This is a genomic window from Microbacterium halotolerans, from assembly GCF_003569805.1.
GTDB classification, from domain to species: domain Bacteria; phylum Actinomycetota; class Actinomycetes; order Actinomycetales; family Microbacteriaceae; genus Microbacterium; species Microbacterium halotolerans.
On record NZ_KZ984052.1, the window covers coordinates 71,961 to 98,193 of the forward strand.

Consider the following 26,233-nt stretch of genomic DNA (forward strand, 5'->3'; position numbering starts at 1 on the left):
CGGCTCGCGCTCCCGACTCACGCGTCGACGAAGCAGGGCTCGAATCTCGGTGCTCAGCAGACGGGCACCAGCCCCGCGCCACACGCGCACCGCTCAGACGAAGCTCCTCATGCTCGTCCGCTCCGCTTCGGAGCGCGCGATGACCGGCTGATCCGCACCGCTCGAATCACGCCGAACGTCGTGGTTCCGCAGCGGCCAGCAGACAGCTACGCAATCAGATCTAGGAAAGCCACATGTCATCTGACACCGCTCCGGCCGTTCCCCGGCCTCCCGCACGCAGTTCCGCCCAGGCGCCCGTGCTCACGGGAGCAGAGGCCGTCGTCCGTTCGCTCGAGCTGCTCGGCGCGGACGACGTCTTCGGCCTGCCGGGCGGCGCGATCCTTCCCGCATACGACGCGCTGATGAGCGCGAACTCGCTCAACCACATCCTTGTTCGTCACGAGCAGGGCGCTGGCCACGCGGCCGAGGGGTACGCGTCGGCGAGCGGCAAGGTCGGCGTCGCGATCGCGACGTCAGGGCCCGGAGCGACCAACCTCGTCACCGCGATCGCCGACGCGCACATGGACTCCGTGCCGCTGGTCGCGATCACCGGTCAGGTCTTCTCGACGCTGATGGGGACCGACGCGTTCCAGGAGGCCGACATCGTCGGCATCACGATGCCGGTCACCAAGCACTCGTTCCTGGTGAAGAAGGCGGAAGACGTTCCGGGCGCGATCGCCGCGGCGTTCGAGATCGCCTCCACCGGCCGTCCCGGCCCGGTGCTGGTCGACATCACGAAGGATGCCCAGCAGAACGAAGCGCCGTTCGTGTGGCCCCCGCGCTACGACCTGCCCGGCTACCGACCGGTGACCAAGGCGCACGGCAAGCAGATCCAGGCCGCGGCGCAGATGCTCTCCGAGGCCAAGAAGCCGGTGCTCTACGTGGGCGGCGGCGTGATCCGTGCCCGCGCGGCCGAGGAGCTGAAGACGCTCGCCGAAACGAGCGGCGCCCCCGTCGTGACCACACTGATGGCACGCGGTGCGTTCCCGGATTCGCATGAGCAGCACCTCGGCATGCCCGGTATGCACGGTGCGGTTCCGGCGGTCCTGGCCTTGCAGGAGGCGGACGTGCTCGTGGCACTCGGCGCTCGCTTCGACGATCGCGTCACGGGCAAGGCGAACCTGTTCGCCCCTGACGCGAAGGTCGTGCACGTCGACATCGACCCCGCCGAGATCTCGAAGATCCGCACGGCGGATGTGCCGATCGTGGGCGACCTCAAGGAGGTCCTGGTCGACCTCGACGCAGCGCTGCGCGGTGCGGAGGCACCGGAGATCGACGAGTGGTGGGCGTACCTGAGCGGGCTGCGGGACCAGTACCCGCTCGGCTTCTCACCGACGACGGACGGCCTGCTCGCCCCGCAGCAAGTGATCCAGCGCATCGGTGAGCTGACGGGACCGGAGGGCGTGTTCGTTGCCGGCGTCGGCCAGCACCAGATGTGGACCGCGCAGTTCATCAAGTACGAGCGCCCCAACTCGTTCCTGAACTCGGGCGGCGCCGGCACGATGGGGTACTCGGTACCCGCGGCGATGGGCGCGAAGGTCGCTCAGCCGGAGCGCGACGTGTGGGCGATCGACGGCGACGGCTGCTTCCAGATGACCAACCAGGAGCTCGCCACGTGCGTGCTCAACGACATCCCGATCAAGGTCGCGGTCATCAACAACTCCTCGCTCGGCATGGTGCGCCAGTGGCAGACGCTGTTCTACGACGGCCGCTACTCGAACACCGATCTGAACACGGGGCACGACACACGCCGCATCCCCGACTTCGTCAAGCTGGCCGAGGCGTACGGCTGCCTCGCGATCCGCGTGGAGAAGGAGGAGGAGATCGATGACGCGATCAAGCTCGCTCTGGAGACCAACGACCGGCCCGTCGTGATCGACTTCGTCGTGAGCGCCGACGCCATGGTGTGGCCGATGGTGCCGCAGGGCGTCTCCAACAGCTACGTCCAGTACGCGCGCGATCACGCGCCGGCATTCGATGAGGAGGTCTGATCCCATGTCGACTCACGTGCTGAGCCTCCTCGTCGAGGACACACCCGGTCTGCTCACCCGCGTCGCCGGACTGTTCGCGCGCCGAGGCTTCAACATCAACTCCCTCGCCGTGGGCGTCACGGAGATTCCGGGTCTGTCGCGGATCACCGTGGTGGTCGACGTCGATGATCTCCCGCTCGAGCAGGTGACCAAGCAGCTCAACAAGCTCATCAACGTGCTCAAGATCGTGGAGCTCGAAGAGGATCAGTCGGTGCAGCGCGAGCACATGCTCGTGAAGGTGCGCGCCGACAACCAGTCGCGGTCGAACGTGATCGAGGTCGTCAACCTGTTCCGCGCGCGCATCGTCGACTACGCCTCTGATGCGCTCGTGATCGAGGTCACCGGCGACCCTGGCAAGGTGCAGGCCTTCCTCAAGGCCGTCGAGCCGTTCGGCATCAAGGAGCTGGCGCAGTCCGGCCTGCTCGCCCTCGGGCGCGGAAGCAAGTCGATCACCGAGCGCGTGCGCTCCGTCGGCTGAGACATCCGGAACCCACGAACCGTGGGACGGCATCCGGATGTCCTCCCGCACAATCCTCCAGACCGAAGTCACAAACACAAGGAGAACAATGGCTGAGATCCTGTACGACGCAGACGCCGACCTCTCGCTGATCCAGAGCAAGAAGGTGGCGATCGTCGGCTACGGCTCGCAGGGCCACGCCCACGCGCAGAACCTGCGCGATTCCGGCGTGGAGGTCGTCATCGCGCTCAAGGACGGCTCCAAGTCGACCCAGAAGGCCACCGAGGACGGCTTCGAGGTCAAGTCCGTCGCCGACGCCACGGCGTGGGCCGACGTCATCATGATCCTCGCGCCGGACCAGCACCAGCGTTCGATCTACACCGACGGCATCGCACCGAACCTGTCAGCAGGCAAGGCGCTCGCGTTCGCCCACGGCTTCAACATCCGCTTCGACCTGATCCAGGCACCGAGCGATGTCGACGTCATCCTGATCGCACCGAAGGCCCCCGGTCACACGGTGCGCCGCGAGTTCGTCGCGGGCCGCGGCATTCCCGACATCATCGGTGTCGAGAACGATGCGTCGGGGAAGGCATGGGATCTCGCACTGTCGTATGCGGCGGCGATCGGCGGAACGCGCGCCGGCGTCATCAAGACGAGCTTCACCGAGGAGACAGAGACTGATCTGTTCGGCGAGCAGGCCGTGCTCTGCGGTGGCACGAGTCACCTGGTGCAGACCGGATTCGAGGTGCTGACCGAGGCCGGCTACCAGCCCGAGATCGCATACTTCGAGGTGCTGCACGAGCTCAAGCTGATCGTCGACCTGATGTGGGAGGGCGGCATCGCCAAGCAGCGCTGGTCGATCTCCGACACCGCCGAGTTCGGCGACTACGTCTCGGGCCCGCGCGTCATCGACGCCGGCACGAAGGAGCGGATGCAGGGAGTCCTCGCGGACATCCAGTCCGGCGCCTTCGCGAAGCGCTTCATCGACGACCAGGACGCGGGCGCTCCGGAGTTCAACGCACTGCGCGAGAAGGAGGAGGGCCACCCGATCGAGAAGACCGGCAAGGACCTCCGCGCCCTCTTCTCCTGGCAGGGCGGCGACGACGACTATGTCGAGGGAACCGCTGCGCGGTAACCCTCGACATAGTCGTCGGGACGACGCGTCGCTGTCTGTTCGCTCCGCTCACGGCGCCGCTGTCGCGCCACGGGTCGAAGGCAGCACCGCGCGCTGACCCCAACCCAATGGCCCCGCACCCCGGTGCGGGGCCATTGCCATACCCGTGCCAGCCGACATCCGGATGACCGGTGCGGGGCAGATGGGGCCGGACACGCCGCGGATCGGGCCAGGAAGCGGCAGAATCGAGCCGATCGCAATACCGTTGGGGTATGGCATCAATTGATTCGACCGATAATCCCGCTGAGGCTCCGGTCGAGACGACCCCGACCCCGACCTTCACCGAACTCGGGCTCGGCGATGCCGTACTCCGCGCGCTGAAGGACGTCGGCTACGAGACGCCGTCGGCCATTCAGGCGCAGACCATTCCGCTCCTGCTCGGCGGCCGCGACGTGCTCGGCGTCGCCCAGACCGGAACGGGCAAGACGGCGGCGTTCGCGCTGCCGATCCTCGATCAGATCGACACCAGGCCCAAGACGCCGCAGGCGCTGGTGCTCGCACCGACCCGTGAGCTGGCACTGCAGGTGTGCGAGGCGTTCGAGAAGTACGCCGCGCGTGTCAAAGGCGTGCACGTGCTTCCCGTGTACGGCGGGCAGGGCTACGGCACGCAGCTGTCGGCGCTGCGTCGCGGCGTCAACATCGTCGTCGGTACGCCTGGCCGCATCATGGACCACCTCGACAAGGGCACGCTCGACCTGTCGGATCTGAAGTTCCTCGTGCTCGACGAAGCGGACGAGATGCTCAAGATGGGCTTCGCTGAGGACGTCGAGACGATCCTCGCCGAGACGCCGGCGACCAAACAGGTCGCACTGTTCTCGGCGACGATGCCCGCGCAGATCCGGCGCATCTCGCAGCAGCACCTGAACGATCCGGCCGAAGTCACCGTCAAGGGGCGCACAACGACGTCCGCGAACATCACCCAGCGCTACCTCATGGTGTCGTACCCGCAGAAGGTCGACGCGCTCACGCGGATCCTCGAGGTCGAGAACTTCGACGGCATGATCGTGTTCGTGCGCACCAAGAGCGAGACCGAGACTCTCGCAGAGAAGCTCCGCGCCCGCGGATACACGGCGGCGGCGATCAGCGGCGATATCGCCCAGGCGCAGCGAGAGCGCACCGTCGACCAGCTCAAGTCGGGAAAGCTCGACATCCTCGTCGCCACGGATGTCGCCGCGCGCGGCCTCGACGTCGATCGCATCACGCACGTGGTGAACTACGACATCCCGATCGACACCGAGTCGTATGTGCACCGCGTCGGTCGAACGGGCCGGGCGGGGCGCTCGGGTGCGGCGATCAGCTTCGTCACGCCGCGCGAGCGCAGGCTCGTCTCGGCCATCGAGCGCGCGACGCGCCAGCCGCTGACCGAGATGCACATCCCCACGGCCGAGGACGTCAACGTCACCCGCCTGAGCCGCTTCGACGACGCCATCACCACGGCGCTCGCCGACGGAGAGCGACTCGCCGAGTTCCGCGACATCGTCGCCCACTACGTCTCGCACCACGATGTGATCGAGTCGGACGTGGCCGCGGCACTCGCACTGGTGTCGCAGGGCGACACGCCGCTGCTGCTGCCGCCTGACCCGCCCAGGCGCGAGCGCGCAGCGCGAGCGCAGCGCGACGACCGCGGGCCGCGGGAACCGCGCGGCCGTGCGAACCTCACGCCGTACCGCATCGAGGTCGGTCGCCGTCAGCGCGTCGAGCCGCGCCAGATCGTCGGCGCCCTCGCGAACGAGGGCGGCCTGCGCCGCGACGATTTCGGTCGAATCGACATCCGGCCCGATTTCTCGATCGTCGAGCTTCCTGCCGAGCTGCCGCGCGACGTGTACGACAAGCTTGCGCAGACGCGCATCTCGGGCCAGCTGATCGAGCTGAAGCCCGATTCGCGTCCGTTCCGCAGCACCGGCGGTCCCCGCGGGGGCGGCAGAGGAGCAGGCCGTGGAGACCGGGACGATCGGCGCGGTTTCCGCAACGATCGGGACGACCGGCGCAGCGGAGGCGACGGAGCGGGAAGCCGCGGCGGACGCAAGCCGCGGCACTGAGCCGTCGGCTGCGCTCGCGCGGATCATCGGTGTCCGCCGCGCGCGGTCCTTGAATCTGCGCGGAATGCGACTACGGTGACGTCATGAACGAGAAGACGGCTTCCGAGTTGCGCGCGCTGCTCGTGGCGCGGCGCGAGGCCGTGCTCGAGCGCGAGCGGGTCGGTGACGAGACGATGGCGATCGTGGCCGACGCGCGCAGCTTCGCCACGGCGGACGACGAGCACGACCCGGAGGGCGGAACCCTCGCCGAGGAGTGGTCGCGCGCCGCAGGGCTCGAGGCAGAGGCGAAGCGCGAACTCGACGACATCGATCGCGCGATCACGAAGCTCGATGCCGGCGAGTACGGTACGTGCGAGTCGTGCGGCAAGCGCATCGCCGTCGGACGGCTGCGCATCCGTCCGATGGCCACGCGCTGCATCGACTGCGCCGCGTAGCGCGATCTCACGTGGTCCGTGCGAGACGGTCCCGCAGAACCGCGGTGTGATCGATGCGCGGGTCACGGGCGGCATGGGCGAGCGTCACGACCGGATCAGCACCGCCTCGACGTGGTCGGGCGATGAGGGAGCACTGCTCATTCCCGAACCACCGCGACGCCGCGGGGCTCCAGCACGGGACCGCCGTGCAGGAACTCTCCGGTGATGCTGCCGAGGGGCACCTCGTCGTCGGTGCGGTTGATCAGGAACCGGATGCGGCCGTGCTCGCCGGTGCGCGATGTCGTCTCGACCTTCCCGTGCAGCGGCTCGGGGAGGTCGGAGGCGACATCGGCGCCGCCCAGCAGCGCGGGCAGCAGCCTGCGCACGCCCTCGATGCCGAGGCTCGTCGACACATAGGACGCGGAGCCGGCGCCGACCGAGCGACGTGTCACGGCCGGTAGACCGTCGAGCTCGTCGGCGGCGTAGCGAAGGAGGACGTCGACGTCATCGGATGTGACGTCGACGGGTTCGCTCCACAGCGACCCCGTGCCGCCGTCCGATAGAGGGATCGTCTCACCCTCGTACAGGGGCCGGAACTCTTCGATCCGGACGCCCAACAACTCGCGCAAGGCGCCCGGGTAGCCGCCGAGCCACACTCTGTCGTCATGATCGACGACGCCCGAAAAATACGTGGCTACGAGGTGGCCGCCGGTCTCGACGAAGGACGACAGGCGCAGGCGCAGCTCATCGGGAACGCTGTACAGCATCGGAGCGATGACGATCCGGTACGACGAGAGGTCGGTGTCAGTGGTCACCACGTCGGCGCGCACGCCGAGATCCACCAGCCCCGTCCACCAGTCCTGCGCCTCGCGGCGATAGCGCAGGCGCTCTGTCGGGTGGGAGTCGAGCTGCGAGCCCCACCACGAGTCCCAGTCGAACAGGATCGCGACGTCCGCCGGGTCGCGGTCGCTGCCTGCGACGTCGCCGATGTCTTCGAGGATGCCGCCCAGGCGCACGACGTCGCGGAAGATTCGGGAGTCCTCTCCGGCGTGCGGGACCATCGCCGAGTGGTACTTCTCCGCACCGGCCGCCGACTGCCGCCACTGGAAGAAGCACACCGCGTCGGCGCCATGGGCGACGTGCGTCAGCGAATCGCGGATCATCTCGCCCGACCGCTTCGGGCGGTTCACCGGCTGCCAGTTCACGGCACTGGTGGAGTGCTCCATCAGGAACCACGGGCGCCCCCGCGCAACACCGCTGGTCAGCGCGGCCGAGAACGCCAGCTCGTCGAGATCCTGCGTGACGTAGTGATCGTTCGAGACGAAGTCGATCTCGCGCGCCCAGGCGCCGTAGTCGGCGAAGTTCGTCTCACCGACGATCATGAAGTTGGTCGTGACCGGGATGTCGGCAGACATCCGGTTCAGGATCTCGCGTTCGGCGACGAGATGATCCTTCAGAGCGTCGGACGAGAACCGCGCGAAGTCGAGCTGCTGCGTCGGGTTCGGGAACGCCGCGGCCAGGCGCGGCGGCAGGATCTCGGCGAACGAGCCGTACCGCTGCGACCAGAACGCCGTGCCCCAAGCGTGGTTGAGAGCGTCGATCGAGCCGTAGCGGGCCTCGAGCCACACGCGGAAGGCGCGCGCCGCGTCGTCGGAGTAGTCGAATGCGTTGTGGCAGCCGAGTTCGTTGTTCACATGCCACGCCACCACTCCCGGATGGGAGCCGTAGCGCTCGGCGAGCTTCTCCACCACACGCAGCGCATGCTCACGGAAGACGGGCGACGTGGGTCGCCAGTGCTGCCTGCCGCCCTGCGCGAGAGTGTGCCCCTCGGCCGTCACCGGCAGAACCTCCGGATGTGCTGTGGTCAGCCACGGCGGGGGAGAGGCTGTGGCCGTGGCGAGGTCGACGCCGATGCCGTTCGCATGCATCAGATCGATGACCTCGTCCAGCCACGCGAAGTCCCACACATCCGGTGCCGGCTGCAGTCGCGCCCAGGAGAAGATCGCCACCGACACGACGTCGACGTTCGCGCGCTTCATCAGCCGAACGTCTTCGTCCCACACCTCGCGCGGCCACTGATCGGGGTTGTAGTCGGCGCCGAACGAGATGCGGCGCTTCGCGCTCTCCGGGGCGCGAAGCCAGCGGTGGTTCTGCATGGGTTCCTCTGTATGACGTCAGCGTGCGGTTGCTCGGGGAGCGGAGTCCGGATGGGACGCCGCTCCCCGGCGTGCGGTCGGGCGCGCTATTCGACAGTGAAGCCCTGATCGTTTCCGTAGGTGATGAGGCTGTCCTGCCATGCGGCGAGGCCGTCGGCGATCGTGCCGTCGCCGTTGTAGGCATCTCCGACGGCGTCGTTGAACACGCTGTTCCCGTACACCTGGTACGGCAGGTACTGCCAGCCATCGACGACGTTCGCCGACGACTCCGAGAGCACCTCGTTGGCCTTCTGGCCGCCGAAGTAGTCGAACTCCTTCGACAGGAAGTCCTCCGACTCGAGATCGGCGACCGTCGACGGGAAGCCGCCGCCGTCGATCCGGTGCTGCACGCCGTCGCCGCTGGAGGCGAACTCGAGGAAGTCGTAGGCGAGCGCCTTGCTCTCGCTGGCCTGCATGACGCTCATCGCACTGCCGCCGTTCTCGGCGGTCGCGGTGCCGCCCTCCTCCCACTGCGGCATCGGGGCGACGCGCCAGTCTCCCGCCGCGTCGGGAACGCCGCTCTCGAGGTTGCCCGGCATCCAGGCGCCGATCGTCAGCGTGGCGATAGAACCGTCGCCGAGTCCCTGGTACCACTCGTCGCTCCACGAGCTGATCGGTGCGACGAGGTCGTCATCGAGCAGCTGCTGCCAGAACTCGGCGAACTGCGCCGAGCCCTCGTCGGCGAGGTCGACGGAGACGTCGGTGCCGTCGGCGGAGAACGGGTGGCCGCCGGCCTGCCAGATCATCGACGTCGTGAAGCCGGCGTCACCGGTGTCGTTCGTGATGTAGAGATCCGGATCGGCTTCGTGCAGCTTCTGCGCCGCCTCGAGATACTCGTCCCACGTGGCCGGCGCCTCGATGCCGTTCTCGTCGAAGACGGCCTTGTTGTAGAACAGCGCCATCGGGCCGGAATCCAGCGGCAGGCCCCACACGCCGTCGCCGCCGTAGGTGACGGCGCCCCATGGGCCTGGCGCGAATGCGTCGGCGTCGGCACCGGCGTCGAACTCGCTCAGATCGGCGAGCGACTCGCTGATCGCGAACTGCGGGATCGCGTAGTACTCCACCTGCGCGAGGTCGGGGACGCCGTTCCCCGCGGCGACGGCGTTCTGCAGCGCCGTGTACTGATCGTTGCCCGTTCCGGCGTTGACGACCTCGATCGTCACACCGTCGTGAGATTCCTCATAGGCCTCGGCGATGGGCTCGACCGTGGTGTCCCAGGCCCAGACGGTGAGCTCCCCGCCCTCTTCCGCGGCGTCGCCCGGGTCGGGCTCGCCGCCGGAGCAGCCCGCGAGCGCGACGGCCGCGACTCCGGCGAATGCGACGCCCGCGAGCGCGCGGCGTCCGATCCGATTCGTGTTGTGGTGCATGATCACTCCGTTGTGTGTTGGTGGTGTCGGGGGGAGGGGAGTCATTCCTTCACGGAACCGGCGGCCAGCCCTGACTGCCAGTACCGCTGCATGAACAGGAAGGCGACGATCAGCGGGACGATCGTGAGCAGCGAGCCGGTGATCACGAGGTTGAAGATCGCCTCGCCGCCGGCGGTCGCGGCCTGCGAGTTCCACTGGTTCAGGCCGATGATGAGCGGATACCAATCGGCGTCTCGCAGCATGATCAGCGGCAGGAAGTAGTTGTTCCAGGTGGCGACCATGGTGAACAGCAGCACGGTGATGGTGCCGGGTGCGAGCAGCGGCATGCACACCTGCCAGAACGTGCGGAGCTCACCGGCGCCGTCGATGCGCGCCGCCTCCATCAGATCGGTCGGGATGGCCTCGCTCGCGAACGTCCACATCAGGTAGAGCCCGAACGGCGAGATCAGCGACGGGATGATCACCGACCACGGCGTGTTCGTGATGCCCATCTCGCTGAACATGAGGAACGTCGGCACGGCGAGCGCGGTCCCCGGCACGGCGACGGCGCCGATGATCACGGCGAAGACGACCTTCTTGCCGGGGAATGCGAACTTCGCCAGCGCGTAGCCGCCGAGGATCGACAGCAGTGTGGCACCGCCTGCGCCCGCACCGACGTACAGTAGCGTGTTCGCGAACCAGCGCAGGAAGATGCCGTCGTCGTAGGTGAGGGTGCGCGAGATGTTGTCGAACAGCGCGAAGTCGCCGCCGAACCACAGTCCGAAGGTCGACAGCAGATCGCCCTGAGTCTTCGACGAGTTGATGAACAGCCAGACGAGCGGCACGAGCGAGTAGACCAGCACGATGCCCGTCAGCACCGTGAGCAGCAGGCTGCGGCGAGGGCGGTCCACCGTGCCGAGGCGCGCACGGTGCTGCCCGCGGGTCGCGTTCGGCGTGAGAGTGATCAGCGATGTCGTGGTCATGTCAGGCGCCCTTCCGCATCCCGCGCAGCTGCACGGCGTACGCGATGATCATCGTGATGACGCCCATGATGATGGCGACCGTCGCGGAGTAGTTCAGCTGCTGGCCCGAGAACGCCAGCGAGTACGCGTACAGATTCGGTGTGAACGAGGTCGTGATCGAGTTCGGTGCCAGCGACTGCATGATGCTCGGCTCGTTGAACAGCTGGAAGCTGCCGATGATCGAGAAGATCGTCGCGATCACGAGCGCGCCCCGGATGGCGGGCAGCTTGATCGCGGTGATCACCCTGACCTGGCCGGCGCCGTCGATCGCCGCCGCCTCGTAGAGCGAGGTGGGGATCACACGCAGTGCCGAGTAGAAGATGAGCATGTTGTAGCCGAGGAACTCCCAGGTGACGACGTTCCCGATGGCGGCGAGCACGAACGGAGGGGAGAGCACGCTCGGCAGGTCAACGCCGAGCAGATCCTGAAGGTTGCCGATCAGGCCGAAACGCTCGCCGTACATGAAGCCCCACATGAACGTCGCCACGACAGCCGGAACGGCGTACGGCAGGAAGATCGACAGGCGGAAGAAACCGCGCCCGTAGAGGCGTCCGCTGTCGATGGCCAGGGCGACCAGCAGCGACAGGAACAGCATGATCGGCACCTGGATCGCCAGGAAGAGCGCGACCCGGATGACGCCGTGCCAGAGCTGCGGGTCGGTGAACGCCTTGACGTAGTTGGCGAAGCCGACGAACTGCGTGCCGCCGACGAGCTGGTCGTGGAACAGGCTGAGCCAGAGCGCGTAGAGGATCGGTGCGATGAAGACCAGTGCGAACACGATCGCGAAGGGCGCGAGGAATCCCCAGCCGGTCCATCGGCCAGCGGCGCGGCTGCGTTTGCGCAGCGGTGGCGCCGCGTGCGTCGTCTCCGACGTGATCGTCATGCTCGTCCTTCGCTTCTCTGCGTGGGGTGCGAGTACTATGTTTACGCAAACATCCTTCATTTCGCTACCCCGGATTCGAATTCGCACTGGTTAGATTGGTCGGGATCCGCCATGAGCACAACGCACTCCCGCCCCCGTCGCAGACGCGTGTCGATGGCGGACGTCGCCGCCCGCGCCGGCGTGTCGGCGCAGACCGTCTCGCGGGTGGCAAACGGAACCGGCACGGTGATCCCCGATACCCGCGACCGCGTCATCCGGGCCATGAACGAGCTCGGCTACCGGCCGAACAGCGCAGCCCGTGCGCTGAAGCTCGGTTCGTTCCGCACGATCGGCGTGCTCTCGCAGACGCTCTCGACGATCGGCGATGTGCGCACGATCGAGGCGATTGCGCAGAGCGCGGCAGCGGAGGGCTACGCGACCACCCTGATCCCTGTGCATGCGACGAGCCTCGCCGATGTGGATCGTGTGTTCTCTCGGCTGCAGGAGCTCGCCGTCGATGCGCTGATCCTCAACCTCGAGGCGCCGCAGCTGCTGCACGCAGCCGGCCTGCTGCCGCCGGGTGTGCCCGCGGTGTATATGGATCCGGATGCGCCGGGGGCGGAGGTGATCGTCGACACCGATCAGATGGGCGGTGCGACTCTGGCCACCCAGCACCTGCTCGGGCTCGGTCATCGCACGGTGTGGCATCTGGCCGGTCCGGAAGCGTCACGGCCCGCGTCGCGTCGCATCCGCGGGTGGCGAGAGACGCTCGAGCGAGCGGGGTGCGACGTGCCGGAGCCGCTGCGGGGCGACTGGAGCGTCGCTTCTGGCTACGAGGCGGGGAGGAGGCTCGCCGAGCGAAGCGACGTGACAGCCGTGTTCTGCGCGAACGACCAGATGGCGCTCGGGCTGTACCGCGCGCTCGCCGAGGCGGGCAGATCGATTCCGGATGACGTGAGCGTGGTCGGCTTCGACGACATCGCGGACGCTCGCGCCTATGCGCCGCCGCTGACATCCGTGCACCACGACTTCGCGGACGTGGGCAACCGCTGTGTGGCGGCCGCGCTCACCCTGGTGCGCGGCGAGACGGCGGAGTCGCTGTCGGTCGTGGAGCCGCAGCTCGTCGTGCGGGAGAGCACCGCGGCGCTGGCGGGGTGAGCCTGGGTGTGACGCTGATCCGCCGCTGCGATGCCTCGCAAAGGGCGGTGGGAACCTGTTAGCATGGGGTGTCACGCGTGTGCGTGCGTATCGGCGTGTTCGCCGGTCGTTCGCCTGCGAGGCTCAGCACAACCCAACCATCGCCTCGGTTCATCCGTGGTCGCGTGCGCCGGGACGCCGACGCTCCGCCGAACCGAAGCCCGAGTAACAAACCCTTAAGGCAAACCACTACATGACTAACGAAACGACCGCCACGGCCACCAAGCAGGTCGCGATCAACGACATCGGCTCTGCTGAGGACTTCCTGGCCGCGGTCGAGAAGACTCTCAAGTTCTTCAACGACGGCGACATCATCGACGGCACGATCGTCAAGATCGACCGCGACGAGGTGCTCCTCGACGTGGGGTACAAGACCGAGGGCGTCATCCCCTCGCGCGAGCTCTCGATCAAGCACGACGTCGACCCCAACGAGGTCGTCGAGGTCGGCGACAGCGTCGAGGCCCTTGTCCTCCAGAAGGAGGACAAGGAAGGTCGTCTGATCCTGTCGAAGAAGCGCGCGCAGTACGAGCGCGCGTGGGGCGACGTGGAGAAGATCAAGGAGAACGACGGCGTCGTCACCGGCACCGTCATCGAGGTCGTCAAGGGCGGCCTCATCGTCGACATCGGACTCCGCGGATTCCTGCCGGCTTCGCTCATCGAGCTGCGCCGCGTTCGCGACCTCACGCCGTACCTCGGCCAGGAGATCGAGGCGAAGATCCTCGAGCTCGACAAGAACCGCAACAACGTCGTGCTCTCGCGCCGCGCCCTCCTCGAGGAGACGCAGTCGGCCAGCCGTGCGCAGTTCCTCAACGGTCTGCACAAGGGTCAGGTCCGCAAGGGCACGGTCTCGTCGATCGTCAACTTCGGTGCGTTCGTCGACCTCGGCGGCGTCGATGGCCTCGTGCACGTCTCCGAGCTCAGCTGGAAGCACATCGAGCACGCCAGCGAGGTCGTCGAGGTGGGCCAGGAGGTCACCGTCGAGGTTCTCGACGTCGACCTCGACCGCGAGCGCGTCTCCCTGTCGCTGAAGGCGACGCAGGAGGACCCGTGGCAGGTCTTCGCCCGCACGCACGCCATCGGCCAGATCACGCCGGGCAAGGTCACCAAGCTCGTTCCCTTCGGCGCGTTCGTCCGCGTCGCGGACGGCATCGAGGGCCTCGTGCACATCTCCGAGCTGTCGGACAAGCACGTCGAGCTCGCCGAGCAGGTCGTGTCGGTCGGCGAAGAGGTCTTCGTCCGCGTCATCGACATCGACCTCGACCGTCGTCGCATCTCGCTCTCGCTCAAGCAGGCGAACGAGATGGTCGACCCGAACGGCACCGAGTTCGACCCGGCGCTGTACGGCATGACCACCGAGTACGACGAGAACGGTGAGTACAAGTACCCCGAGGGCTTCGACCCCGAGACGAACCAGTGGCTCGAGGGCCACGACGAGGCTCGTCAGACATGGGAGAACGAGTACTCCGCCGCTCAGGCTCGTTGGGAAGCGCACAAGGCGCAGGTCACCAAGGCGCTCGAGGCCGAGGCGACTGCCAGCCAGGACTTCGGCGGCGAGTCCGCCGCGTCCTCGGACCAGCAGCACACGGCCGACGCCAACGGCGCAGGCACACTTGCCGACGACGAGGCACTCGCGGCTCTGCGCGAGAAGCTCGCCGGCTCGTAAGCACACGAGAGCAGGCTGATCGGGTCGGGTCCTTCGGGGGCCCGGCCCGATTCGTGTTTCTGCAGTTCATCCGCGAGCCATCGCACGCGAACGGATGTGCCGTCGTGCGCGTGTGATGGGCTCGTCATCTGTGTTGTCGTCGGCGTACGGTCTCGCGGTGATCGATGACGGCGCAGACGAACGCCGTTTCGGCGCGGTGTCGCGCAGAATGGAAGGCATGGACGAATGCCCCTGCGGACGCGCCCCGTACGCCGAGTGCTGCGGCCCGCTGCTCGAAGGGCAGCGGGCGGCGGAGACGCCGGAGGAGCTGATGAGGTCGCGGTACACGGCGTTCGTGAAGGGCGACCGGTTCCACCTCGCCCGTACCTGGCATCCGCGCACGCGGCCCGAAGACGTCTCCGCCGACCCGTCGACCCGCTGGACGGATCTGCAGATCCTCTCGTCCGCGGACGACGGCGACACCGGCACGGTCGACTTCGTCGCCCGATTCGAGGGCAGGCACGGCCCGGACGAGCTGCGCGAGCACTCGCGCTTCGCGCGCCGGGCCGGACGCTGGGTCTACGTCGACGGAGATGTGGGGTGAGAGCCGGCTCGCGAGATGCGCCGATATCGAGAGGACGCGCCAAGAAGTCGGCGCATCTCGGCGACGGTCCATAGACTCGGACGCATGCCGCTCATCGCACTCACCGGGGGGATCGCGTCCGGCAAGTCGACGATCGCGCGACGGCTCGCCGAGCGCGGGGCGGTCGTGGTGGACGCCGATGCGACGGTCCGCGAGCTGCAGGAGCCAGGTCGGCCAGTCACGCGGGCGATCGGAGAGGCCTTCCCCGGGGTCGTCGGGCCGGACGGTGCGCTCGACCGCGCGGCCCTCGGCTCGGTCGTGTTCGGCGATCCGGATGCCCTCGCGCGGCTGAACGCGATCGTTCATCCTGCCGTGAAGCAAGAGACTCAGCGGCGCTTCGCCGCGGCTTTCGCCGCCGACCCGGACGCCGTGGTCGTCTACGACGTGCCGCTCCTGGCCGAAGCGCGCGGCACGGGGGAGTGGGATCTCGTCGTGGTCGCGGATGCCCCCGCCGAGGAACGTGTGGCGCGGTTGGTCTCGGAGCGCGGTATGAGCGAAGCCGACGCGCGAGCGCGCATCGCCAATCAGGTCGACGACGCCGAGCGCCGTGCCATCGCCGATGTTGTGATCGACACATCAGGCGCGCTCGAAGACACCATGCGCCAGTCCGACGCGCTGTGGGCGCAGGTCGCGGGCTGAGGCGCGCTCCCGCTCCGGACACAACGCAGTCGATCTGCGCGAGCATCGGGCGAAACGGCAGGAGCGGCGCGGACGCACTGTTCGAACATCCGGAATCGACTGCGTTGTGTTCAGGCAACGGCGAATGCGCGGTCCCGGTTCGGCGGCGCGAATCGCCGAGCCGGGCGTCAGCCGTTCTGGGCTGATCGCAGCAGGCTGCGGGCGACGCGATCGGTCTCGCGCAGCATCGTCGCATCGGCGCCCGGCATGGGGCTGATGATCGCGTCGTGCATGGTCTCGTCGACCGGAATGCCCGCGATGTGGAACGCACGGTCTATGGTGCCGTCGGCGCGGATGAGCCGCCCCGTGCCGGGGGCGACGTCGACCCCGCCGGTCGCCACGACGTCCCCTGCGCGCGATGACACCTCGAACGGACGGATGCGACCAGCGTCGCCCAGGGACCGGACGAGCGGGTCGGCGCTGCGACCGACGTCGTGGAACCGCATCAGAGCGTCGATGAGCACGGGTGCCGTCACATCGGCACCGGTCACGGCGGATGTCGCGCGGAATCCGTCGGCATCGGCCTCGACACCTGCGGCTGGGCCGATGAAGCGCACCAGCCCCGCTCGGTGCAGCGCCAGCAGCTGACGATTGCGGAACGCCGGCGGCCCGGAGCCGGCATGGTTGCCGATCGCCTGGAACCGCGCCTGTCCGCCCCAGCGCGACTCGGCGTCGAACCCGCCGAACGCGCCGGCCCGGTATGCCACGCCGCGTGCCGACGCCACTGCCCACAGCGCCGCCTTCACCGGGCTGTCCGCGCCGCGCTCGGCCTCGTGCAGGTCGTCCGCGACGAAGCGCGTCGCCCATTCGTCGAACTCCTCGGGCCCGGAGAAGCGGATGTCATGGCCGGGGGAGATCACCGCGCCGAGATCGAGCCGGTCGTCGGGATCGGGGACGAAGGGTGCGACGGCCTCTGCGAGGGCGGTCACGATCGGGGAGCGGGCCGGATCGCCGACATCCGGATGAGCGCTGTTCGCGCCGATGTCGACGGCGTCGATCGCCGCGAGAGCGCCGTCCAGGTCGATGGCGCCCGGCTTCACACGATGGAGCGTCGTGCTGTGGGCGCAGTAGGCGTCCTTGGCGATCAGGGGCCACAGCTCGCGGTCGAAATCGATGGGACGTGGGTGCGCCGACCAGTCGATGCTTCGTGCGTACCGCAGGTCGGCCTTCGGCGGCAGGGAGCCGTACAGGGTCTTCGCGCGGTAGGGCACGCCGCGATTCGAGGTGACGAACAAGCGGGGCTCTCTGCCCGACGGCTCGTACCGCAGCCCCCACGGCACCTCGCCGTCGGCGACGAAGCGCCCGCCGCGCTCCACCGTGAGCAGTGCCATGGCATCGAAGAAGCCCATGCCGACGCCGCGGACGATCGCGTCGGCGCCGTCCGGCACGGCGGAGAGGTTCTGGTCGACGGGACTTCCCTGCCGTACCCACACCAGCGCGGGGCTCGCCGCCACGGCATCGGCCAGCTCCGTCTCGCGGCCCGAGGGCGCAGAGCGAAGCCATCCCGTGGCCGCGACGACCGCGTCAGCCTCGATCCGTTCACCGGATCGGAGGGAGAGCACCTGCCTGCCAGCCTGCTCATAGACGCCCGTGACTCGATCCGTGTGCTCGTGCACGTGCACGTCATCCGGGGCAGAGGCGACGGCGCGCCCCCAGCACCAGCGGATGTACTCGCCGTAGAGCGACCTGCTGGGATGCGACTCCGGACGCTGCGCCTCGAGCTCGTCGCGGTACTCCTCGACGAAGCCCTCGCGCACCGGATGAGATGAGAAGACCCGCACGTGCTCCGGATCGACGTCGTCGATGCGGCGACGGACCTCGCCGGCCGGAACGGCATCCGGAACATCCTGCGCGAGTGCGAGCTGGCACCACTCGTACATCGTGGGCCCCTGCCTGACCGGACCGTCCATCTTCACCGACTCGTCGGTGAAGAGCGTGACGGCGTCCGCCAGGGTGTTCATGCACAGTTCGCGGGTCTGATCGGTGCGCCACACTCGGCCGGCGCCGATCTGGGTGTCGTCGATGATGTGCACGTCGAGTGGTCGAGGGCCGAGCTCACCGAGGTTCGCGACCATCCGGTCGAGAAGGAGAACGCCCCGGGGGCCGCCCCCGACGATCGCGATGGCGGGTCGGCGGGAGGTCATCGCTCCATTCTCCCGCGCACACGGCACGCCGGAGCGCACTGGGTGGTTCGTGTCGTCGTGTTTCGTCACGTCGTGCCACCGTGCCCGCGTATGGGGGAAGATGGTACCTACGTCTTTAGCTACGACGTGGCATCCGACCCCGAAGAAGGACCATCATGACGAAGCGTTTCCGCGTGGCCGCCGCAGCCGTTGTCGCCGCCTCAGCCCTCGCCGCGACGGCGTGCGCCGCCGGAGACGGCTCGTCCGGCGGTTCCTCAGACGAGCCGATCGTGCTCGGAGTCTCCGGCCCGCTCACGGGCAACCAGGCCGAGTACGGCAAGAACTGGCAGGAGGGCTTCCAGATCGCCCTCGATGAGATCAACGGCGACGGCGGTGTGAACGGCCGCGAGGTCGAGATCCAGTTCGAGGACAGCCAGGGCGAGGCCAGCCAGGCCACCACGATCGCGCAGCGCTTCGTCAGCGACGACAGCATCCTCGCCGTGATGGGCGACTTCTCGTCGGCGACGTCGATGGTCGCGAGCCCGCTGTACCAGCGCGGCGGACTCACTCAGCTCGGCATCACCAACTCGCACCCCGACTTCACCACGACCGGCGACTACATCTTCGCCACGTCGATCACACAGGAGGTCGAGGGCCGCGAGGTCGCCACCAAGACCGGCACCCTCGGCGAGAACATCGCGGTGTTCTACCTGAACACCGACTGGGGCACGACGGCGTTCGACGTGATCGAGGACCAGATCGCCGAGGACGGCAACAACCTCGTGTATTCGACGGGCGTCGAGGAGGAGTCGACGGACTTCCGTCCGCAGCTCATCGAGGCGCGCGATGCGGGCGCCGATGTGGTGCTCTACTACACGTACTACTCGTCGACGGCGCTGCTGGCGAAGCAGGCCGACCAGGTGGGGCTGGACGTTCCGGAGGTCGCGGTGAGCTCCAACTACTCGCCGGAGCTGCTCGACCTCGGCGGAGAGGCCGTGGAGGACATCTATCTCAACACCGTGTTCTTCCCCGGCGCCGACGACCCGGCGGTGACCGACTTCGTGACCAGGTTCAACGACGAGTTCGGCTACGACCCGAACTCGTTCGCCGCCTATGCGTACGACGGCGTGAAGCAGCTCGCCTGGGCCGCGGAGAACGCGGAGACAACGGATCGCGACGGCGTCCGCAACGCTCTCGCAGAGGGAATCGACATCCCCTCTGTGATCTTCGGGCCGACCACGTTCAACGACGAGCGCCGCATCGACGACCCGACTTTCACCTGGCTCCAGGTGCAGGACGGCGATTTCGTGCAGACCGACGACCTGAACTGACGCATGCTCGACACACTCGTCGCCGGACTCATCAACGGCAACGCCTACGCGCTCGTCGCGCTCGGGCTGTCGCTGGTGATCGGCGTCGCGAACGTCGTCAACTTCGCGCAGGGCTCGCTGTTCGCCGTCGGCGCGATGGTGGGCTGGTGGGTCACCACGACCATGGGCATGCCGCTGTGGGCCGCGGCGCTCGCTGCGATCATCGTGACCGGTGCGCTCGGGTGGGTGATCAATCTCGTTGCGGTGCGCCCCTTCGCGGGGCGCGCGCCCATCGCGGCCGTACTGTCGACGATCGCGGTGATGATCATCCTGGACAATCTCGTGCAGGTCGTCTTCGGACCGCAGGTGCGCCCGTTCGAGACAGGACTGCCGGATGTCAGACTCCAGGTGGGCGGCATCTCGATCGGGCTGATCGACGTGATCATCCTGGCCACTGGGATCACGCTGATGGTGGCGCTCTCGCTCGTGCTCCGCTTCACCAAGCTGGGCCGCGCGGTGCGCGCGACGAGCCAGGATCGCGATGCGGCCGCTCAGATGGGGGTTCCCGTCCGTCGCGTGCAGGCGGTGGCGTTCATCGTCGCCTCAGCGCTCGGCGGCCTCGCGGGCGTTCTCGTCGCGGCGTACTTCGGCACGATCGCGCCCACGCAGGGCTTCCAGATCGGCATCGCAGGCATCGCCGCGGCGACGCTCGGCGGGCTCGGTTCGCTGCTCGGCGCCGTGGTGGGCGGCTGGATCCTCGGCGTGCTCGAGGCCATCGGCGTGAGCTTCTGGGGTGATTCGGTGCGTCAGCTGATCACCTTCGGAGCGCTGCTGCTCGTGCTCTGGATCCGTCCAGAGGGCATCTTCGGCAGGAAGACCGTCAAACGAGAACCGCTCACCGGAACCTTCTTCTCGCAGGGGCGCGCGATCGTGATGCGCTGGTGGCAGATCGCGATCCTCGTCGGGCTCGCCGCACTCCCGATCATCCCCGGAATATTCTCCGGCTACACCACGCAGGTGGGCATCCAGGTGATCGCGTTCTCGATGATCGCGCTGTCGATGACGGTCATCGGCGGAGCGGCCGGCCAGCTCTCCCTCGGGCAGGCCGGTGCCGTCGCGATCGGCGCCTATGCGGCCGCGCTGCTGATGAAGAGCGCCGGGCTGCCGTTCCTCGTGGTGGTGATCCTCGCCGGTCTCATCTCCGCGGTTCTCGTGTCGCTGCTCGCAGCACCGAGCTGGCGCCTGTCCGGCCACTATCCAGCGATCGCCACGCTCGCCACGGGAGCGGGGATCTCGGCGCTCATCCTGTTCGCCGAACCGCTCACCGGCGGCGGATCCGGGATCTCGCTGATCCCGTTCATGGACGTCTTCGGCTACGAGCTCACCTCGACCAGTGAGATCTACGCGATCGGTCTCGCGCTGCTGCTCGCGCTTGTGCTGATCGTGTGGCGCCTCGGGGGCTCCCACATCGGCCGTTACTGGCGAGCGATCCGCGACGACGAGGTCGCCGCGCGATCGGCGGGCATCGCGGCTCCGCAGTACAAGTCGCTCGCCTTCGGCGTCGGCGGCTTCATCGCCGGCGTCGCCGGCGCCTACTGGGCCGGACAGTACGGCTACCTCGAGCCGCGCATCTTCGACCCGATGCTGTCGTTCCAGATCGTCACGATCGCCGTGCTCGGCTCGATGCTGCGACCCTTCGGCGCGATCGTCGGGTCGGTGATCCTCGTCGGAGGGCTGGAGGTGTTCCGCTTCAGCGCGGAATGGCGACTGGTGATCTACGGCGTGATCCTGCTCCTGCTCGTCCGGTTCCGTCCAGAGGGGCTGTGGACGGTTCCGCGCTGGCTCGAGCGCCTTCGCGCGCGCCGCTCCGACCCGAACGCCCACGTCGCCGCGATGGCGTCGTCCGAGACCGTGGGGACCCTCGGCGCCTCGGATGACGCGGAGCCCGCCGAGAACGGGAGCGAGCGATGACCCGGATCCTCGAGGTGTCAGGTCTGACCCGCCGTTTCGGCGCGCTCAGAGCGGTGGACGAGTCCTCCTTCCATGTCGACGACGGCGAAGTGGTCAGCATCATCGGTCCGAACGGGTCGGGCAAGACCACGACGATCAACCTGCTCAGCGGCGAGCTGAAGCCCGATGGCGGCGCAATTCGGTTCCGAGGACGCGACATCGCCGGTCTGAGCGCCGACCGGATCGCCGGCGAAGGGCTGCGCCGCACCTTCCAGAACGGTCGCGTGTTCGCGAACGCCTCCGTCGAGGAGAACGTGCTGATCGGTCAGGCGCCGCTCGCGCGCGCGGCGGCGCCGATGGGGTCGCTGCGCCGGCTTCCGATCATCCGGTGGGTGCCTCTGGTCGTCGAGACCGTGCTGGCGATCGTGGGCACGCCGGCGCAGCGCAAGGAGGAGCGCGAGCGGCAGCAGCGCGCCGAGACGCAGCTCGAACGGTTCGGCCAGCGTCTGCTGCCGCGGCGCGACCACCCCGCATGGACGCTGTCGTACGCGAACCGCAGGCGCACCGAGATCGCACGGGCGCTCGCCTCCGATCCGGCGCTGCTGCTCCTCGACGAGCCGACGGCGGGCATGAACACGGCGGAGACCCAGGAGGTCATGCATCAGCTGCTCGATCTCAAGGCGCAGGGGCAGACGATCCTGCTCGTCGAGCACAAGCTCGATCTGGTGATGTCCGTATCGGATCGGGTCATCGTGATGGACGGCGGCCAGGTGATCGCCGAGGGCACACCCGTCGAGATCCAGAACGATGAGCGCGTGATCGAGGCGTACCTGGGCAAGCGGCGCGGCACCATCGCCGCACGCACGCATGACGTCGCCTCAGCCGTGCTCGACGACGAGGGCGAGGCACGATGAGCACACTTCTGGACGTTCAGAACGTCGATGTGTACTACGGCGAGTTCCACGCCCTGCAGAACGTCAGCTACACGATCGGCGAGGGAGAGATCGTCTCCCTCCTCGGCGGCAACGCTTCCGGCAAGTCCACGACGATGAAGACGATCCTTCGCCTCGTCGACGTTCGCTCGGGCGACATCCGGTTCGACGGGCGCAGCATCGCGAAGGCCTCGACGGCCGACGTCGTGCGTGCGGGCATCGCCAGCGTGCCCGAGGCGCGGCGTGTGTTCCCCGAGATGTCGATAGAGGAGAACCTGCTCGTCGGCGCCTACACCAGGCGCGGCGGCGCGGACCTGAAGGCCGATCTGGAGACGCAGTACGAGATGTTCCCCAAGCTCGCGCAGCGGCGGCGTCAGATGGCAGGAACCATGTCGGGCGGCGAACAGCAGATGCTCGCGTTCGCGAGGGCGCTGATGTCGAGGCCGCGGCTGATCTGCATGGACGAGCCGACCATGGGCCTCGCCCCCATCGTGGTCGATCAGGTGCTCGAGTCGATCCAGCGCATCAATCGGGAGCTCGGCGTCGCGGTGTTCATGGTCGAGCAGGCGGCCGAGCTGGCGCTGTCGATCGCGCACCGCGGCTACGTTCTGGTCAACGGCGTCGTCAGGCTGGAGGGGTCGGCACGCGAGCTGCTCGCCGATCCGGAGATCCGCGAGGCCTACCTCGGTCAGAGCGCCCAGCAGCAGGACCCGGATGATTCACGACCGGAGAGAAAGGACGTTCGATGACTGACGTGGTCGATTCCATCGTCGGTGTGCGACCAGGGGACGCGCTCGACGCGCTCCGTGCGCGCAGGCCGGAAGCCAGGAGCAACGCGCAGGCGGCGTACGAGGCGCTGTTCGTCGGCGTCGACGAGACGCACGCGAGCCTCGCCGAACGGCGCGCCGTCGGGCTGTTCGTCGCACTGCTGCACCGTCAGGCGGCGGTCGCGGAGCACTACGGCGATCTGCTCTCCGAGCAGGATGAGGAGCTCGCAGAAGCCGTCGCGGGCGCGTCGGACGACGGCGAGGCAGAGGGACCGTACGGCAGGTTCGACGGGCCGCTGGCCGACGAGTCGGTCGACGGCGCGAGCTATCGCGTCGCCGATCGCTCAGCACTGGGAGAGAGGCTCAGCGCAGCGCTCGAGCACGCGCACCTGCTGACCTTCCACCCGCGGGACGCGAAGCGAGAGCACCTGCAGGCGCTCCTCGACGCCGGATGGACGACGACGGGCGCCGTCACGCTGTCGCAGCTGATCGCCTTCCTCGCGTTCCAGATCCGGCTCGTGCACGGGCTGACGGTGCTCGGCCGCCGCGGCGTGAGCGTGTCGGACATCGATGCAGACCGGCTGGCTGCGGCGACTGCCGCGGCTCAGGAAGGAGAGGACGCATGAGCGATCAGCTGGCGCCGCAGCGCGACGTGAATGTGCCCGAGGAGTTCACCCAGGAGATCCTCGGCTGGGTGTCGTGGCTCGAGCCCGTGGCGGAAGCCGAGCTCACCGAGGAGCAGTACGAGGCGATGATCCAGCGCGGTCGTGCCAAGCAGGAGTACTTCCGCCTGCTCGCTCACGACCCGGCCGTGCTGCTGCACCGCACGCGGGCGGATTTCGACATCTTCTTCAACAAGGCGGCGGGGCTCCCGCGCGCCGATCGCGAGATCGCGGCGGCCGCGGCGTCGCGCCTGAACGGGTGCGTCTACTGCGCCTCCGTGCACGCCAGGTTCGCGTCGCACCACGCGAAGCGCACCGATGACGTGCAGCGACTGCTGGACGAGGGCACCTCGGCCAGGCTCGACCCGCGCTGGGATGCGATCGTCGACGCGACCGTGGACCTCACCCGCACGCCGAGCGCGTTCGACGAGTCGACCCTCGATGCGCTCGCCGACGCGGGGCTGGGCGATGACGAGGTGTACGACGTGATCCTCGCCGGCGGGTTCTTCAACTGGGCGAACCGCCTGATGCTCACACTCGGGGAACCTGAGCTCCCGGAGAAATGACCACAGGCGCCGGGCTCGCAAGGGCCCGGCGCCTGATGTCCGTGGTGGGGCATAGCCTGGAAGCATGCAGACGACGCGGAGCGTGCGCCCCTTCGAAGTGGTCAGTGAGTATGAGCCGAGCGGCGACCAGCCCAAGGCCATCGCAGAGCTGGCAGCCCGCATCAACGCGGGCGAGACGGACGTCGTGCTGCTGGGCGCGACGGGAACGGGCAAGTCGGCGACGACGGCCTGGCTGATCGAGCAGGTGCAGCGCCCGACACTGGTGCTCTCGCACAACAAGACGCTCGCGGCCCAGCTGGCGAACGAGTTCCGCGACCTGATGCCGAACAACGCGGTCGAGTACTTCGTGTCGTACTACGACTACTATCAGCCTGAAGCGTATGTTCCGCAGACCGATACCTTCATCGAGAAGGACAGCTCGGTCAACGCCGAGGTCGAGCGGCTGCGCCACTCCACGACCAACGCGCTGCTCAGCCGTCGCGACACGGTTGTGGTGAGCACCGTGTCCTGCATCTACGGCCTCGGGTCTCCGGAGGAGTACCTGCGCGCCCTCGTCGCGCTGCAGGTCGGCGAGAGGTACGACCGCGATGCGATCATCCGGCAGTTCATCGCCATGCAGTACAACCGCAACGACGTCGACTTCTCCCGCGGGAACTTCCGCGTGCGAGGCGACACGATCGAGATCATCCCGGTGTACGAAGAGCACGCCATCCGGATCGAACTGTTCGGCGACGAGATCGAGGCGCTGTACCGGCTGCACCCGCTCACGGGCGACGTGATCGACCGGCTCGACGCGGTCGCGATCTTCCCCGCAACGCACTACGCCGCGGGCACGGATACGATCCAGCGCGCGATCAAGACGATCGAAGACGAGCTGCGCGAGCGGCTCGCCGAGCTGAACGCGCAGAACAAGCTGCTCGAGGCGCAGCGTCTGCAGATGCGAACGCAGTTCGATCTCGAGATGCTCCAGCAGATCGGGTTCTGCTCCGGCATAGAGAACTACTCCAGGCACCTCGACCAGCGAGAGGCAGGGGAGCCGCCGCACACGCTGCTCGACTTCTTCCCCGACGACTTCCTGCTCGTCATCGACGAGTCGCACGTGACGGTTCCGCAGATCGGCGCCATGTACGAGGGCGACGCCTCGCGCAAGCGCACGCTCGTCGAGCACGGCTTCCGGCTGCCGAGTGCGCTCGACAACCGGCCGCTGCGGTGGGACGAATTCCGGGAGCGCATCGGGCAGACCGTGTATCTCTCGGCGACGCCCGGGAAGTACGAGATGGGCATTGCAGACGGCGTGGTCGAGCAGATCATCCGGCCCACGGGGCTGATCGATCCGGAGATCGTCGTGAAGCCGTCGAAGGGGCAGATCGACGACCTGCTCGAGGAGATCAGGGTGCGTGCGGAGCGGGACGAGCGCGTGCTCGTGACGACGCTGACGAAGAAGATGGCGGAGGAGCTCACCGACTTCCTCGAGGAGCACGGTGTGCGGGTGCGCTACCTGCACTCCGACGTCGACACGCTGCGCCGCGTCGAGCTGCTGACGGAGCTCCGCCAGGGCGTGTTCGATGTTCTCGTCGGCATCAACCTGCTGCGTGAGGGCCTCGATCTGCCGGAGGTGTCGCTCGTGGCGATTCTCGACGCCGACAAGGAGGGGTTCCTGCGCTCGAGCACGTCGCTGATCCAGACGATCGGGCGTGCGGCGCGCAACGTGTCCGGCCAGGTGCACATGTACGCCGACGTGATGACCGATTCGCTGACCAGGGCGATCGAGGAGACGGACAGGCGTCGTGAGATCCAGGTGGCGTACAACCTCGAGAACGGCATCGACCCGCAGCCGCTGCGGAAGAAGATCGCTGACATCACCGATCAGCTGACGCGCGAGGAGGCCGACACCGCCGAGCTGCTGTCGAAGCGCGGCGGTGCGGGAGGCAAGGGCAAGGCGCCGACGCCGACGAAGCGCGAGGGCATCGCGGCGGAGGGCGCGGAGCAGGTCGAACAGATGATCGCCGATCTGACGCAGCAGATGCTCACCGCCGCAGGCGAGCTGAAGTTCGAACTCGCCGGCCGCCTGCGCGACGAGGTGCAGGATCTGAAGAAGGAACTGCGCGCCATGGAGCGCGCCGGCCACGCCTGACTCGCTGGGCCGCCGGAGCAGGTCTCACGGTGTTGTCGTCCGTCAGGACACT

At 68.0% G+C, this 26,233-nt stretch carries 21 protein-coding genes; 16 read left to right on the top strand and 5 right to left on the bottom strand.

Features of this window, described 5'->3' with window-relative positions:
* Positions 1–233: 233 nt before the first annotated feature.
* The 5 genes from DZG09_RS09635 to DZG09_RS09655 all read left to right on the top strand — a co-directional run bounded on the left by DZG09_RS09635 (position 234) and on the right by DZG09_RS09655 (position 6,173).
* Positions 234–2,030 carry an acetolactate synthase large subunit gene (locus tag DZG09_RS09635; RefSeq protein ID WP_119697540.1) on the top strand — a complete coding sequence of 599 codons (1,797 nt, stop codon included), beginning with the start codon at positions 234–236 and terminating at the stop codon, positions 2,028–2,030.
* Between the two features lie 4 nt (positions 2,031–2,034).
* Positions 2,035–2,547 carry an acetolactate synthase small subunit gene (gene ilvN / locus DZG09_RS09640; protein ID WP_119697541.1) on the top strand — a complete coding sequence of 171 codons (513 nt, stop codon included), beginning with the start codon at positions 2,035–2,037 and terminating at the stop codon, positions 2,545–2,547.
* Positions 2,548–2,635: 88 nt separating this feature from the next.
* Positions 2,636–3,661 (top strand): ketol-acid reductoisomerase, encoded by a 1,026-nt coding sequence (gene ilvC / locus DZG09_RS09645; RefSeq protein WP_119697542.1) that lies wholly within the window; start codon positions 2,636–2,638, stop codon positions 3,659–3,661.
* A 251-nt stretch (positions 3,662–3,912) separates the two neighbouring features.
* Positions 3,913–5,739, top strand: coding sequence for a DEAD/DEAH box helicase (locus DZG09_RS09650; RefSeq protein ID WP_119697543.1), 1,827 nt, complete (start codon positions 3,913–3,915; stop codon positions 5,737–5,739).
* Between the two features lie 83 nt (positions 5,740–5,822).
* Entirely contained in the window at positions 5,823–6,173 is a 351-nt protein-coding gene (locus DZG09_RS09655; RefSeq protein ID WP_119697544.1) for a TraR/DksA family transcriptional regulator, read from the top strand.
* Between the two features lie 137 nt (positions 6,174–6,310).
* Here DZG09_RS09655 and DZG09_RS09660 read toward each other — a convergent pair whose 3' ends face one another.
* From DZG09_RS09660 to DZG09_RS09675, 4 genes are all read right to left on the bottom strand, one after another.
* Entirely contained in the window at positions 6,311–8,308 is a 1,998-nt protein-coding gene (locus tag DZG09_RS09660; RefSeq protein ID WP_119697545.1) for a beta-galactosidase, read from the bottom strand.
* A gap of 86 nt (positions 8,309–8,394) precedes the next feature.
* A complete protein-coding gene (locus DZG09_RS09665; RefSeq protein WP_119697546.1) occupies positions 8,395–9,714 on the bottom strand; it encodes an ABC transporter substrate-binding protein in 1,320 nt (439 codons plus the stop codon).
* Positions 9,715–9,755: 41 nt separating this feature from the next.
* Complete coding sequence (locus DZG09_RS09670; RefSeq protein WP_119697547.1) at positions 9,756–10,676, bottom strand: carbohydrate ABC transporter permease; 921 nt, start codon at positions 10,674–10,676, stop codon at positions 9,756–9,758.
* A 1-nt stretch (position 10,677) separates the two neighbouring features.
* On the bottom strand, positions 10,678–11,598 hold the full coding sequence (locus DZG09_RS09675; protein ID WP_119697548.1) for a carbohydrate ABC transporter permease: 921 nt from the start codon (positions 11,596–11,598) through the stop codon (positions 10,678–10,680).
* Positions 11,599–11,709: 111 nt separating this feature from the next.
* On the opposite strand from DZG09_RS09675, the gene DZG09_RS09680 reads away from it, so the two are divergent.
* The 4 genes from DZG09_RS09680 to coaE all read left to right on the top strand — a co-directional run bounded on the left by DZG09_RS09680 (position 11,710) and on the right by coaE (position 15,698).
* Positions 11,710–12,735, top strand: coding sequence for a LacI family DNA-binding transcriptional regulator (locus tag DZG09_RS09680; protein WP_240423914.1), 1,026 nt, complete (start codon positions 11,710–11,712; stop codon positions 12,733–12,735).
* A 232-nt stretch (positions 12,736–12,967) separates the two neighbouring features.
* Positions 12,968–14,437 carry a 30S ribosomal protein S1 gene (gene rpsA / locus DZG09_RS09685; RefSeq protein WP_119697549.1) on the top strand — a complete coding sequence of 490 codons (1,470 nt, stop codon included), beginning with the start codon at positions 12,968–12,970 and terminating at the stop codon, positions 14,435–14,437.
* Positions 14,438–14,594: 157 nt separating this feature from the next.
* Positions 14,595–15,020 carry a YchJ family protein gene (locus tag DZG09_RS09690; protein ID WP_240423915.1) on the top strand — a complete coding sequence of 142 codons (426 nt, stop codon included), beginning with the start codon at positions 14,595–14,597 and terminating at the stop codon, positions 15,018–15,020.
* 84 nt (positions 15,021–15,104) lie between these two features.
* Complete coding sequence (coaE, locus tag DZG09_RS09695; protein WP_119697550.1) at positions 15,105–15,698, top strand: dephospho-CoA kinase; 594 nt, start codon at positions 15,105–15,107, stop codon at positions 15,696–15,698.
* Between the two features lie 167 nt (positions 15,699–15,865).
* Here coaE and DZG09_RS09700 read toward each other — a convergent pair whose 3' ends face one another.
* Complete coding sequence (locus DZG09_RS09700; protein WP_119697551.1) at positions 15,866–17,881, bottom strand: FAD/NAD(P)-binding protein; 2,016 nt, start codon at positions 17,879–17,881, stop codon at positions 15,866–15,868.
* Positions 17,882–18,036: 155 nt separating this feature from the next.
* Between DZG09_RS09700 and DZG09_RS09705 the strand changes: the two genes are divergently transcribed.
* The 7 genes from DZG09_RS09705 to uvrB all read left to right on the top strand — a co-directional run bounded on the left by DZG09_RS09705 (position 18,037) and on the right by uvrB (position 26,181).
* A complete protein-coding gene (locus DZG09_RS09705) occupies positions 18,037–19,191 on the top strand; it encodes an ABC transporter substrate-binding protein (RefSeq protein WP_119697552.1) in 1,155 nt (384 codons plus the stop codon).
* A 3-nt stretch (positions 19,192–19,194) separates the two neighbouring features.
* Positions 19,195–21,141, top strand: coding sequence for an ABC transporter permease (locus DZG09_RS09710; RefSeq protein WP_119697553.1), 1,947 nt, complete (start codon positions 19,195–19,197; stop codon positions 21,139–21,141).
* Complete coding sequence (locus tag DZG09_RS09715) at positions 21,138–22,034, top strand: ABC transporter ATP-binding protein (RefSeq protein WP_119697554.1); 897 nt, start codon at positions 21,138–21,140, stop codon at positions 22,032–22,034. Before DZG09_RS09710 ends, DZG09_RS09715 begins: the two co-directional genes overlap by 4 nt.
* Positions 22,031–22,801 (top strand): ABC transporter ATP-binding protein, encoded by a 771-nt coding sequence (locus DZG09_RS09720; RefSeq protein WP_119697555.1) that lies wholly within the window; start codon positions 22,031–22,033, stop codon positions 22,799–22,801. The genes DZG09_RS09715 and DZG09_RS09720 overlap by 4 nt, the downstream gene beginning before the upstream one ends.
* Complete coding sequence (locus tag DZG09_RS09725; RefSeq protein ID WP_119697556.1) at positions 22,798–23,445, top strand: CMD domain protein; 648 nt, start codon at positions 22,798–22,800, stop codon at positions 23,443–23,445. Before DZG09_RS09720 ends, DZG09_RS09725 begins: the two co-directional genes overlap by 4 nt.
* Positions 23,442–24,047, top strand: coding sequence for an alkylhydroperoxidase domain protein (locus DZG09_RS09730; protein ID WP_119697557.1), 606 nt, complete (start codon positions 23,442–23,444; stop codon positions 24,045–24,047). The genes DZG09_RS09725 and DZG09_RS09730 overlap by 4 nt, the downstream gene beginning before the upstream one ends.
* Before the next feature lie 64 nt (positions 24,048–24,111).
* Positions 24,112–26,181, top strand: a complete 2,070-nt coding sequence (gene uvrB / locus DZG09_RS09735; protein ID WP_119697558.1) for an excinuclease ABC subunit UvrB — start codon at positions 24,112–24,114, stop codon at positions 26,179–26,181.
* The last annotated feature ends 52 nt before the right edge of the window (positions 26,182–26,233 follow it).